The 12,352-nt window shown below is 55.9% G+C and carries 13 protein-coding genes; 10 read left to right on the plus strand and 3 right to left on the minus strand.

Features of this window, described 5'->3' with window-relative positions:
* Entirely contained in the window at positions 1-867 is an 867-nt protein-coding gene (locus ABOC97_RS07645) for a LysR family transcriptional regulator (protein WP_349595924.1), read from the minus strand.
* 96 nt (positions 868-963) lie between these two features.
* Here ABOC97_RS07645 and ABOC97_RS07650 point away from each other — a divergent pair, with 96 nt between their 5' ends.
* The 9 genes from ABOC97_RS07650 to ABOC97_RS07690 all read left to right on the plus strand — a co-directional run bounded on the left by ABOC97_RS07650 (position 964) and on the right by ABOC97_RS07690 (position 10,494).
* Positions 964-1,473 carry a phenolic acid decarboxylase gene (locus tag ABOC97_RS07650; RefSeq protein ID WP_349596058.1) on the plus strand — a complete coding sequence of 170 codons (510 nt, stop codon included), beginning with the start codon at positions 964-966 and terminating at the stop codon, positions 1,471-1,473.
* A gap of 384 nt (positions 1,474-1,857) precedes the next feature.
* The gene (arnB, locus tag ABOC97_RS07655) at positions 1,858-2,997 is read left to right on the plus strand and encodes a UDP-4-amino-4-deoxy-L-arabinose aminotransferase (protein ID WP_349595927.1); all 1,140 of its coding nucleotides are present in this window, start codon (positions 1,858-1,860) and stop codon (positions 2,995-2,997) included.
* A 1-nt stretch (position 2,998) separates the two neighbouring features.
* Positions 2,999-3,979 carry an undecaprenyl-phosphate 4-deoxy-4-formamido-L-arabinose transferase gene (arnC, locus tag ABOC97_RS07660; RefSeq protein WP_349595930.1) on the plus strand — a complete coding sequence of 327 codons (981 nt, stop codon included), beginning with the start codon at positions 2,999-3,001 and terminating at the stop codon, positions 3,977-3,979.
* The gene (gene arnA, locus ABOC97_RS07665; RefSeq protein WP_349595933.1) at positions 3,979-5,964 is read left to right on the plus strand and encodes a bifunctional UDP-4-amino-4-deoxy-L-arabinose formyltransferase/UDP-glucuronic acid oxidase ArnA; all 1,986 of its coding nucleotides are present in this window, start codon (positions 3,979-3,981) and stop codon (positions 5,962-5,964) included. Before arnC ends, arnA begins: the two co-directional genes overlap by 1 nt.
* A complete protein-coding gene (gene arnD, locus ABOC97_RS07670; RefSeq protein ID WP_349595936.1) occupies positions 5,961-6,863 on the plus strand; it encodes a 4-deoxy-4-formamido-L-arabinose-phosphoundecaprenol deformylase in 903 nt (300 codons plus the stop codon). Before arnA ends, arnD begins: the two co-directional genes overlap by 4 nt.
* Positions 6,860-8,515 carry a lipid IV(A) 4-amino-4-deoxy-L-arabinosyltransferase gene (arnT, locus tag ABOC97_RS07675; protein ID WP_349595939.1) on the plus strand — a complete coding sequence of 552 codons (1,656 nt, stop codon included), beginning with the start codon at positions 6,860-6,862 and terminating at the stop codon, positions 8,513-8,515. The genes arnD and arnT overlap by 4 nt, the downstream gene beginning before the upstream one ends.
* A complete protein-coding gene (arnE, locus tag ABOC97_RS07680; RefSeq protein WP_349595942.1) occupies positions 8,512-8,850 on the plus strand; it encodes a 4-amino-4-deoxy-L-arabinose-phosphoundecaprenol flippase subunit ArnE in 339 nt (112 codons plus the stop codon). The genes arnT and arnE overlap by 4 nt, the downstream gene beginning before the upstream one ends.
* The gene (gene arnF, locus ABOC97_RS07685) at positions 8,850-9,239 is read left to right on the plus strand and encodes a 4-amino-4-deoxy-L-arabinose-phosphoundecaprenol flippase subunit ArnF (protein WP_349595945.1); all 390 of its coding nucleotides are present in this window, start codon (positions 8,850-8,852) and stop codon (positions 9,237-9,239) included. The genes arnE and arnF overlap by 1 nt, the downstream gene beginning before the upstream one ends.
* 64 nt (positions 9,240-9,303) lie before the next feature.
* Positions 9,304-10,494, plus strand: coding sequence for an MFS transporter (locus tag ABOC97_RS07690; protein ID WP_349595948.1), 1,191 nt, complete (start codon positions 9,304-9,306; stop codon positions 10,492-10,494).
* Between the two features lie 33 nt (positions 10,495-10,527).
* Here ABOC97_RS07690 and ABOC97_RS07695 read toward each other — a convergent pair whose 3' ends face one another.
* Both ABOC97_RS07695 and ABOC97_RS07700 read right to left on the minus strand, forming a co-directional pair.
* Positions 10,528-11,085, minus strand: coding sequence for a DcrB family lipoprotein (locus ABOC97_RS07695; RefSeq protein WP_349595951.1), 558 nt, complete (start codon positions 11,083-11,085; stop codon positions 10,528-10,530).
* Positions 11,086-11,158: 73 nt separating this feature from the next.
* Positions 11,159-11,824: a 7-cyano-7-deazaguanine/7-aminomethyl-7-deazaguanine transporter gene (locus ABOC97_RS07700; protein ID WP_349595954.1), complete on the minus strand. Its 666-nt coding sequence runs from the start codon at positions 11,822-11,824 to the stop codon at positions 11,159-11,161.
* Between the two features lie 181 nt (positions 11,825-12,005).
* On the opposite strand from ABOC97_RS07700, the gene tusA reads away from it, so the two are divergent.
* Positions 12,006-12,251, plus strand: a complete 246-nt coding sequence (gene tusA, locus ABOC97_RS07705) for a sulfurtransferase TusA (RefSeq protein ID WP_061282604.1) — start codon at positions 12,006-12,008, stop codon at positions 12,249-12,251.
* Positions 12,252-12,352: the final 101 nt, after the last annotated feature.

Genomic DNA, 12,352 nt, shown 5'->3' on the forward strand with positions numbered 1-12,352 from the left:
TTATCTCTCCTGCTGGCTAAACAGCGCCAGCAGCATTTCGACCTGTTCGTCGAGCGGGGCCAAATCCTGTTTGACGATCAGATGCAGCGGCGTGGCGCGCCTGACGCCGTGGCTCAGCGGCAAAAGTTTTAACGTCCCTTGGGCTAGCTCCTGCGCAATTCTCTCCTCTGGCAGCCAGCCGTAACCTACCTGATACATCACCGCATCGATTGCGGCATCAATGGTGGAGAAGGTCCATGCATCACGACCCGCCTGACGGTCATGGTCGCTCTCAGCAATGCGGATCAGCGGCCAGGCGCGCAGAAGCTCATCGTTGAGCGGCCCTGGATGACTAAATAAAGGGTGGGCGCGATGGGCCACGGCGACAAAATCGATATTCATTAGCCATTCGCCGCGTCCGGTGATGTCCTGACGACGCGTCAACACCATCACATCCGCCTCGCTCTGCGCGACGTCATTATCGTTGGCGTTCTCCAGCACTTCCGTCAGGCGTATCTGGGTTTGCGGGTAGCGCTGCTGAAACTGACGCAGTATGGCGAACAGCCGCTGGCGAGGGAAGATGCTGTCGACCACCAGATCCAGCCGGGTACGCATCCCCTCGCGCAGCGTGGCGGCGCGGCTTTCAACCCGAGTAAAGGCTTTCAGCAGCGGTTTTACCTGACCCAGCAGCAGTTCGCCCGCTGGTGTTAATACCGCCCGCCGACCTTCTGCGACCAACAGCGCCACTCCCAGTCGCTCCTGTAACAGCGCCAGGTTGTAGCTCACCGACGACTGGCTACGGTTGGTATGCTCTGCGGCTTTAGCAAAGCTACCTAGCTCGACCACGTTCTCCAGTAAAGCCCATTGTTCCAGCGTCGTCCTATGCATAATTGATTTAATAATTAGATGAATTTTATTAAAACATAGCGTTATTCATTCGCTTTTTAAAGCAATAAGATCTCTGCATCGACACAAGGAGATTTCATTATGAGCAACTTTGATAAACATGATTTGAGCGGTTTCGTTGGCAAACATCTGGTCTATACCTACGATAATGGCTGGAACTACGAAATTTACGTTAAAAACGGCAGTACTCTGGATTACCGTATTCACAGCGGTATTGTGGCGAATCGGTGGGTGAAAGATCAGCAGGCGTACATCGTGCGAGTTGGCGAAAGCATCTACAAAATTTCCTGGACTGAGCCGACCGGTACCGACGTTAGCCTGATTGTGAATCTGGGCGATAAACTGTTCCACGGCACGATCTTCTTCCCGCGCTGGGTGATGAATAATCCAGAAAAAACGGTGTGCTTCCAGAATGACCACATCCCGCTGATGAACGCCTATCGTGATGCGGGGCCCGCTTATCCAACGGAAGTGATTGATGAATTTGCCACAATCACCTTTGTTCGCGACTGTGGTGCCAATAACGATAGCGTAATTAACTGCGCGGCGAGTGAATTACCAAAAGATTTTCCTGCTAATTTACGTTAATTGTTAAGTTCAGCTATATGCATTATTTATTACACTAATATGCAACGAAGGTTAATTTAGTCACTAAATAAAATTCTCGTTTAGATAGCGTTGAATAATGTGATTTCGCGCTCAGTTAGCATGTAAGCTGGGCGCTTTATTTTCATCATTAAACTTCCGTAATCAATTGATAAACAATTAATTTCGTTTATTTCTCATTTATTGTCTCAACCCGCCCACATTTCTTAATCTTATCCTAAGATAACACTGTTACTTTTACCGCAATCGAATGTTGCCGGTTTAAATATCATGTCTATTCATTCCTGATTTTAACAAAACAACTGTCGTTGGGTTTTATTCACTGTTCAGGCGTGCTCATTTTAGGTAATAGGGTAAGGAACATTCATGAGTGATTTTCTGCCGTTTTCCCGCCCCTCCATGGGCGAGGCGGAGTTCGCGGCGCTCAAAGAGGTGCTGCAATCCGGTTGGATCACCACCGGGCCAAAAAACCAGGCGCTGGAAGAGGCGTTCTGCGCCTTAACGGGGAACCGTTTTTCTATCGCCGTCAGCTCCGCTACCGGTGGGATGCACGTAACGCTGATGGCGATGGGCATTGGCCCCGGCGATGAAGTGATTACCCCATCCCAAACCTGGGTTTCCACCCTCAATATGATCGTCCTGCTGGGGGCGACGCCGGTGATGATCGACGTCGATCCTGACAACCTGATGATCACCCCGGAAGCCGTTGAAGCGGCGATCACCCCGCGCACGAAGGCGATTATCCCGGTGCATTATGCCGGCGCACCTGCTGATATCGATGGCATTCGTGCCGTTGCCGACCGCCGCGGTATTCCGTTGATTGAAGATGCCGCGCACGCCGCTGGCACCTACTACAAAAATCGTCACGTTGGCTGGCAGGGGACGGCGATTTTCTCGTTCCACGCTATCAAGAATATGACCTGTGCTGAAGGTGGGTTGATTGTCACCGACGATGAACAACTGGCGAACCGTATTCGTAGCCTGAAGTTCCACGGCCTGGGCGTGGATGCCTATGACCGCCAGACTCTTGGCCGCGCCCCGCAGGCGGAAGTTATCAGCCCGGGCTTTAAGTACAACCTGGCGGATATCAACGCCGCGCTGGCATTGGTGCAACTGGGGAAACTCGGTCAGGCCAATCAGCGCCGTAGCGAGATAGCAACGCGCTATACCAAAGAGTTGGCCGACACGCCTTTCCAGCCGCTGGCCGTTCCGGCCTGGTCGCATCTGCACGCCTGGCATCTTTTCATTATCCGCGTTGATGAGCAGCGCTGCGGTATTAGCCGCGATGCGTTGATGGAACAACTGAAGGCCAAAGGCATCGGCACCGGGCTGCATTTCCGCGCAGCACACACGCAAAAATATTACCGCGAGCGTTTTCCTGACCTGTCGCTGCCGAATACCGAATGGAACAGCGCGCGTATCTGCTCGATCCCTCTTTTCCCGGATATGACCGATGACGACGCCACTCGCGTGATTACGGCGCTCCATCAGCTCGTAGGACGTTGATATGTTTGAATACCCGAAAGTTAAAAAAGTTTCCGTGGTGATCCCGGTGTACAACGAGCAGGAGAGCCTGCCGGAGCTGATTCGCCGCACCGACGAAGCCTGTGCCCTGTTGGATTGCGAATATGAAATCCTGCTAGTGGATGATGGCAGCGTTGACGACTCGGCGCAGATGCTGGTTGCCGCCGCCGAAGCCCCTGACAGCCACGTGGTGGCGGTGCTGCTCAACCGTAACTATGGTCAGCACTCGGCGATTATGGCCGGGTTCAGCCACGTGACGGGCGATCTGATTATTACCCTTGATGCTGACCTGCAAAACCCGCCGGAAGAGATCCCGCGTCTGGTAGAGAAAGCCAACGAAGGTTATGACGTGGTCGGTACCGTACGGCAAAACCGCCAGGACAGTGTGTTCCGTAAAACCGCGTCGAAGATGATTAACCGCCTGATCCAGCGTACTACCGGTAAAGCGATGGGTGATTACGGCTGCATGCTGCGCGCCTATCGTCGCCACATTATCGACGCGATGCTCAACTGCCACGAACGCAGCACTTTTATTCCTATTCTGGCAAATACCTTTGCCCGTCGCGCCGTGGAGATCCCGGTGCACCACGCCGAGCGTGAGTTCGGCGACTCGAAATACAGCTTTATGCGCCTGATTAACCTGATGTACGACCTGGTGACCTGTTTGACCACCACGCCGCTGCGTCTGTTGAGCGTGGTCGGCAGCATTATCGCCGCCCTCGGTTTTGCCTTCTCCATCCTGCTGGTGGTACTGCGTCTGGTACTCGGCGCGGAATGGGCGGGCGACGGCGTGTTCATGCTCTTTGCCATTCTGTTCATGTTTATCGGTGCCCAGTTCATTGGTATGGGGCTACTTGGGGAATATATCGGCCGTATCTACAACGATGTGCGCGCCCGTCCCCGCTACTTTATTCAACGTGTTGTACGCCAGGAAAGCCTGGTGTCTGAAGAGGAAAATCGTTAATGAAAGCTGTTGTATTTGCCTATCACGACATGGGTTGCACCGGTATTCAGGCACTGCTGGACGCCGGATACGACATCGAGGCGATCTTCACTCACCCGGATAACGCCGGTGAAAATAATTTCTTCGGTTCCGTTGCCCGTCTGGCGGCTGAACAAGGAATTACTGTCTATGCCCCTGAAGATGTTAACCACCCGCTGTGGGTTGACCGCATTCGTGCGATGTCTCCAGAAGTCATTTTCTCTTTCTACTACCGAAATCTGCTGAGCGACGAGATCCTCAAGCTGGCCCCGAAAGGCGCATTCAACCTGCACGGTTCGCTGCTGCCGAAATACCGTGGCCGTGCGCCGCTGAACTGGGTACTGGTCAACGGTGAGAATGAAACCGGCGTGACTCTGCATCGCATGACTTCGCGCGCCGACGCGGGCGATATCGTTGCCCAGCAGTCCGTGGCGATTGCTGACTCTGATGTGGCGCTGTCGCTGCATCGTAAACTCTGTTCTGCCTCCCAGATGCTGCTGGGCGATGCGCTGCCGAAAATCCGCAGCGGTCAGGCACAGGAGCGCGCGCAGGATGATTCTCAGGCCACCTATGTGGGCCGCCGTACTCCGGAAGATGGTCGTCTGGAGTGGGAAAAACCGGCGCAGACGCTGCACAACCTGGTTCGCGCGGTGAGCGACCCGTGGCCGGGCGCGTTTGGTTTCGTGGGCACCAGTAAGTTTATCGTCTGGAAATCTCGCGTACGCACCGACTTGCCTGCGGCGAAACCGGGCACCGTACTTTCCGTTGCGCCGCTGGTTGTCGCCTGTGGTGAAGGCGCGCTGGAAATCGTCACCGGTCAGAGCGCCAACGGCGTGTACATGCAGGGTGCACAGCTGGCACCGGCGCTGGGCCTGGTCGCCGGTGCGCTGCTCTCCAGCCGTCCGTTTACCGCGGTTAAACGCCGTACCCGCGTGCTGATTCTGGGGGTCAACGGCTTTATCGGTAATCACCTGACCGAGCGCCTGTTGCAGGATGATAACTACGAAATCTACGGTCTGGATATTGGCTCCGACGCCATCAGCCGCTTCCTCGACTGCCCGCGCTTCCACTTTGTGGAAGGCGATATCAGCATTCACTCCGAGTGGATTGAATATCACATTAAGAAATGCGACGTGGTGCTGCCGCTGGTGGCGATTGCCACGCCAATTGAATACACCCGCAACCCGCTGCGCGTGTTCGAGCTGGACTTCGAAGAGAACCTGAAGATTATTCGCGACTGCGTGAAGTACAACAAACGCATCATCTTCCCGTCGACTTCTGAAGTGTACGGCATGTGTACCGACGCCAACTTCGATGAAGATACCTCGAACCTGGTGGTGGGGCCTATCAACAAGCAGCGCTGGATCTACTCGGTTTCCAAACAGCTGTTGGATCGCGTGATCTGGGCCTATGGCGATAAAACCGGCCTCAAGTTTACGCTGTTCCGTCCGTTTAACTGGATGGGGCCACGTCTTGATAACCTGAACGCCGCGCGTATCGGTAGCTCACGCGCCATCACCCAGTTGATTCTTAACCTGGTCGAAGGCTCGCCGATTAAGCTGATTGAAGGCGGTAAGCAGAAGCGTTGCTTCACCGACATCAGCGACGGTATCGAAGCGTTGTTCCGCGTTATCGAAAACAAAGATGGCCGCTGCGATGGGCAGATCATCAACATTGGTAATCCGGAAAACGAAGCGAGCATCAAAGAGCTGGCGGAAATGCTGCTGGATTGCTTCGAGCGCCACCCTCTGCGTGACCGCTTCCCACCGTTTGCCGGTTTCCGTGAAGTGGAAAGCAGCGACTATTATGGTAAGGGTTATCAGGACGTTGAACACCGTAAGCCGAGCATCCGCAACGCGAAACGCTGTCTCGACTGGCAGCCAACCGTTGAGATGCAGCAGACGGTAGAAGAGACGCTGGACTTCTTCCTGCGTACGGTGGAACTGACGGACGAAAAACCATCATGAAAAAAGTAGGTTTGCGCGTTGATGTGGATACCTTTCGCGGTACGCGTGAAGGGGTTCCCCGGCTGATGTCGGTGCTAAAAAAGCACCGCGTCCAGGCCAGTTTTTTCTTCAGCGTCGGGCCGGATAATATGGGGCGCCATTTATGGCGCCTGGTAAAACCGAAGTTCTTGTGGAAGATGCTGCGCTCGCGCGCGGCATCGCTGTATGGCTGGGATATTCTGCTGGCGGGTACCGCCTGGCCTGGCCGTCGTATTGGCACGGCTAACGCTGAGATTATCCGCAACGTGGCGCAGGTACATGAAGTCGGACTGCATGCCTGGGATCACCACCGCTGGCAGCAATGGAGCGGCGTGTGGAAAGAGCAGCCGCTGGTGGAGGAAATTGGTCGCGGTCTGCGTGAACTGGAGTCTATTCTCGGGCGTCCGGTTTCCTGTTCGGCGGTAGCCGGCTGGCGCGCCGATCAGCGGGTGGTGAAGGCCAAAGAGTCGTTTGATTTTCACTACAACAGCGACTGTCGCGGCACGCAGCCGTTTCGCCCGCAGTTGAGCAACGGTGAACTTGCCACGGTGCAAATCCCCGTGACGCTGCCGACCTGGGATGAAGCGGTGGGCACCGTTGTCAGCGCCGAAGGTTTTAACCGCTGGCTGTTGGAGAAAATTCGTCTCGATAGCGGCACGCCGGTTTATACCATTCATGCGGAGGTTGAAGGCGGCGTTTGTGCCGAGCAATTCGACCATTTGTTGACTCTGGCCGCCCAGCAGGAAATTCATTTTTGCCCATTGAGCCAGCTTCTGCCGGATGACTTTAGTCAACTGCCGGTTGGGAAAGTGGTGCGTGGAGAGATTGCCGGTCGTGAAGGCTGGCTTGGTTGCCAACAACTTTTGAGCCCCGATGTATGAAATCCCTTCGCTACGGAATTTCGTTAGTTGCATTGTTCGTGCTGTATTACCTGGTTCCACTCAACTTCCGGCTGCTGTGGCAGCCGGATGAAACCCGCTATGCGGAGATAAGCCGTGAAATGTTGGCAACCGGCGATTGGGTTGTCCCTCATTTCCTGGGGTTACGCTATTTTGAAAAGCCGATTGCCGGTTACTGGATTAACAGCATCGGCCAGTGGCTGTTTGGCCACAACAACTTTGCTGTCCGCTTTGGCGTGGTGTTCTCCATTACCGTTTCCGCGCTGCTGGTGGTCTGGCTGGCGTGGAAAATCTGGCGTGACCGCAAGGTAGCGCTGCTCTCCGGCGTGATTTTTTTAACCGCGTTCCTGGTTTACGGGATAGGCACCTACGCGGTTCTCGACCCGATGATCACCCTGTGGATGACCATGGCGATGGCCAGCTTTTGGCTGGCAGCGTCGGCTGAAACAACCGGTCAGCGATTCTGGGGCTACGTGCTGCTCGGCGTTGCCTGCGGGATGGGGGTGATGACCAAAGGTTTCCTCGCGCTGGCGGTGCCGGTGATTGGCGTGCTGCCGTGGGTGATTGCCCAAAAACGCTGGCGGGAAGTGCTGATTTGGGGCTGGCTGTCAGTGCTGGTTTGCGTACTGACGGTATTGCCGTGGGGGCTGGCGATTGCTGAACGTGAAGGTGATTTCTGGCGCTATTTCTTCTGGGTGGAGCATATTCAGCGTTTCGCCCAGAGCGATGCCCAACACAAAGCGCCGTTCTGGTACTACATCCCGTTCCTGATCGCCGGAAGCTTACCGTGGCTGGCGTTACTGCCGGGAGCGCTCAAACGCGGCTGGCGCGAGCGTGAAGGACAGGGCGGGGCGTGGTATCTGTTGGGCTGGGTTGTCATGCCGTTCCTGTTCTTTAGTATCGCCAAAGGCAAGCTGCCAACCTACATTCTGCCGTGCTTTGCGCCGCTGGCAATGCTGATGGCGCGCTATGCGGTGGAGGCGGCAAAAACCAGCACCAAAGCGCTGCGGGTTAACGGTATTATCAACATCGTCTTCGGCGTTGTGGGCCTGATAGCCGTGGCGGTTGTTTCGCCGTGGGGGCCGATGAAGCACCCGGTGTGGATGCAAATCGAGTTGTATAAATGCGTGCTGGCGGCGGTGGCGTTCTTTATCTGGGCACTGATGGGTTGGTTGTCGATAAAACCCGGAACCCAGCGCTGGACGCTGGCTGCGCTCTGCCCGCTGGGACTCGCGCTGCTGGTAGGCTTTGCGATTCCCGACCGCGTAACCGACAGCAAGCAGCCGCAGTTCCTGGTCGACATCGTGAGCGAGTCGCTGGCACCGAGCCGCTACGTGCTGAGCAACAGCGTCGGGGTGGCCGCAGGGCTGGCGTGGGAGCTTAAGCGCAGCGATGTGATGCTGTATGGTCAGCAGGGGGAACTGAAATATGGCCTTTCATATCCTGACGCCAAAGACCGCTATCTCTCAAGCGATGATTTCCCGCAGTGGCTGGCGGCACACCGTCAGGAAGGCCCAATCTCATTGGTGCTGCTACTGTCGCGCAACGTACAACTGGCGGATCTACCGCTGCCAAAACCGGATGAGGTGTATGTGATGGGCCGAACTGTCTTTATTCAGTATCGTCCGCAATGATTGTCTGGGCCTGCTTGCTGCTCGCCAGCCTATTGAGCTGCGCCGGGCAGCTGTGCCAAAAACAAGCGACTCGTCCCGCCCCACAAGGGCGACGCGGACGCCACTTGCTTACCTGGCTTGGGCTAGCGCTGGCGCTGCTCGGGCTGGGAATGCTGTTGTGGCTGCTGGTATTGCAGCAGATCCCGGTCAGCGTGGCCTATCCAATGCTCAGCCTGAACTTTGTTTGGGTGACGCTGGCCGCGCGAATCATTTGGCATGAACCGGTAAGCCGTCGTCACTGGGCGGGTGTGGCGCTGATTATTATGGGCATCATGCTATTGGGGAGCAGCGTCTGATGGGTCTGTTATGGGCATTAATGAGCGTTGCGCTGGTGAGCGCTGCGCAGTTGACGCTGCGTACGGCCATGACCACGCTGCCGTCAGCGGAGCAACCGTGGGTTCTGGGGCTGCATCTGCTGCACTTCGGTGACGGAACGCTGGCGCTGCTGTTGGGGCTGCTGGGCTATGTAGCGTCGATGGCCTGCTGGTTCTTCGCGTTGAAGCGCCTGCCGCTGGCGAAGGCGTATGCGTTACTGAGTTTGAGCTATATGGTGGTGTGGCTGGCGGCGATTTGGCTACCCGGCTGGCATGAGCCGTTCTCCTGGCGCGGGCTGCTGGGCGTGGTGCTGATTGTGGGCGGGGTGATTACCATTTTCTGGCCCAATAAATCAGCGCGCACTTCCTGACGCGACTCGCCCCGGCGACAAAATATGCAATAATGCCGTTTTGTCGCGCTTTAAGGGATTATCTATGCCAGCGGCCGACGCAGAGGTGCAGCTTAGCGGTCTGCGCCTCAATTTGCGTATTGTCTCCGTCGTTATCTTTAACTTCGCCAGCTACCTCACGATTGGCCTGCCGCTAGCGGTGCTGCCAGGCTATGTCCATGATGTCATGGGCTTTAGCGCCTTTTGGGCGGGGCTGGTGATTAGCCTACAGTATTTCGCCACGCTGCTCAGTCGCCCTCACGCTGGACGCTACGCCGACCAGCTCGGGCCGAAAAAAATCGTCGTCTTTGGCTTATGCGGCTGCTTCCTCAGCGGGGTTGGTTATCTGCTGGCGTCACTGGGTAGCGGCTGGCCGCTGGTGAGCCTTGTGCTGCTGTGCATTGGCCGCGTGATCCTCGGTATTGGCCAAAGTTTTGCGGGAACCGGCTCCACCCTGTGGGGCGTTGGCGTGGTCGGTGCTCCCCATATTGGCAGGGTTATTTCCTGGAACGGTATCGTCACCTACGGTGCGATGGCGATGGGCGCGCCGCTGGGCGTACTTTGCTATCGCTATATCGGTCTGCAAGGGCTGGCGCTGGCGATCATGGCGGTGGCCGCGGTGGCTATTCTGGCGGCTCTCCCACGTGCGGAGGTGAAAGCCGCCAAAGGCAAACCGATGTCGTTTCGCGCCGTATTGGGCCGCGTCTGGCCCTATGGTATGGCGCAGGCCCTGGCATCGGCCGGGTTTGGCGTGATCGCCACCTTTATCACGTTGTTCTACGACGCTAAAGGGTGGGATGGCGCTGCTTTCGCGCTCACGCTGTTTAGCTGTGCCTTCGTCGGTACGCGGCTGCTGTTCCCCAACGGTATCAATCGTCTGGGTGGTTTGAACGTGGCGATGATCTGTTTTGCCGTTGAGGTTCTGGGCCTGCTGCTGGTGGGTGTCGCGGCGACGCCGCTGATGGCAAAAGTGGGCACCTTCCTGGCGGGCGCGGGCTTTTCGCTGGTCTTTCCGGCGTTGGGCGTCGTTGCCGTCAAAGCGGTGCCGCAGCAAAATCAGGGCGCGGCGCTGGCAACTTATACCGTGTTTATGGATCTGTCGTTGGGGATAACCGGGCCGCTGGCTGGGCTGATGATGGCGTGGATGGGCGTGTCGACTATCTATATTGCGGCGGCAGGGCTGGTCACGTTGGCTCTGCTGCTGGGATGGCAGCTAAAAAAACGGCCTCAGGCGTAATCACGCGAGAGGCCGTTGGGTCATCAGGCAAACTTAGTTGATGACCAGGGTATTAATGATTTTTTCCGCATCGGCCTGCGCCTGCTGCTGGTTATCCGCTGGCAGCGTAACCTGCAGGGTCAGCAGTTTATTGTCAACTTTACCCAGCACCACGGAAGAGTAAGCGGTCTGCCCTTTGGCAGAAATGATGCTATCGAGCTGTTGCAGGGTATGGCCCTTCACGTCGATAGATTTGTTGGTGACAACCTGCAGCTGTGGATCACGACTGCGCTGTTGTTCTTCCAGACGATTGGTCAGCACGGCCAGATCTTCATTGGTGCCGTCGCCGACGATAACGATGATCGCTTTCTGGCCGGTGGCATCAGAATAAACGTGCATGTTGTTGCTTTGGGTGCCGAGCTTACCGCTCTGGTCGGTCATCCCGGCCGGTAGCGTGAAGCTGAGTTTACCGTCTAACAGGCTGATAGCCTGACCGGCGGCGTCACTTGCGGCAGCCGAACCCTGTGCAGGGGTGCTGGTATCGCTGTTGTCACAGGCAGCAAGACCCACAACCAGCAGGCCAATACCAACATATTTCACCAATTTGCGCATTGACTTCTTCCTTTCGATAAACAGCCACTAACGGCTCATTCCGCTATCTTATCACAACCAATGTCATGAACTCTTAGCCGGGCTGTGCTGCGGATAAATCGGATTTATCTGCCAGCCTTTTCATCAGCATATTCAACAATACGCCATACATCGGCAGGAAGAAAACAATGCTGATCAGCACTTTAAAGGTGTAGTCCACGAGGGCGATTTCCACCCAATGGGCCGCCATAAAGGGATCGGTGCTGCGCCAGAAGGCGATGAAGAAGAACGCCAGCGTATCGCTGATATTACCGAACATCGTGGAAGCCGTAGGCGCCAGCCACCAGTGTTTGCTTTGACGCAGACGGTTAAAGACGTGGACGTCGAGAATCTGCCCTAAGGCGTAGGCCATAAAGCTTGCGGCGGCGATACGGGCGACAAACAGGTTGAAGTGCGCCAGCGCAGCGAAGCCCTGCCATTCTCCCATGTAAAACAGAGAGGATATGACGTAGGAAATCATCAGCGCCGGGATCATCACCGCGAAGACGATGCGACGAGCCAGCGGTGCGCCAAAGATCCGCACGGTGAGGTCGGTTGCCAGGAAAATAAACGGAAAGCTAAACGCACCCCAGGTGGTGTGGAATCCGAAAACGGACACCGGCAGCTGCACCAGATAGTTACTGGAGGTGATCACCAACAGGTGAAATAACGATAGCCAAACCAGCGCATGACGGCGCTGCGTGGAGGTAAAGGGAGTCATATTGTACCTTTTTAGTGGTTGGGGTGAGGGAACCCAATAATCTGCAAACCAATTGCAGGGGCGGAATGATACTGCTTTCCCATTGCATTGCAATGGTTGTTTTTCACGCAATCGTTAACCTTGTTGCGTTGCGAGAGGGTCGGCGTAAACTAATGCCGTTTTTTTAAATGATGAGATGATAATGACCGATTTGTTCTCCAGCCCCGACCACACTTTAGACGCGCAGGGACTCCGTTGCCCGGAGCCGGTAATGATGGTGCGCAAAACCGTGCGTACGATGCCGGTGGGCGAAACGCTGCTGATTATTGCCGACGACCCCGCGACTACGCGCGATATCCCCGGTTTTTGCCGTTTTATGGAACATGAGTTGATTGCCGAGCAGACCGAATCGCTGCCGTATCAATACCTGTTGCGTAAAAGTCACTAATGCCGGATGACGGCTGCGCCTCAATTAATGAGCATGCTTATCATAACGTATTGATTTTATTTGTTTGGTAGGCGCAGCCACTCTCTGCTTCCCCCTGAAGG

It is taken from the genome of Kluyvera huaxiensis (genome assembly GCF_040149365.1).
GTDB lineage: Bacteria > Pseudomonadota > Gammaproteobacteria > Enterobacterales > Enterobacteriaceae > Kluyvera > Kluyvera intermedia_A.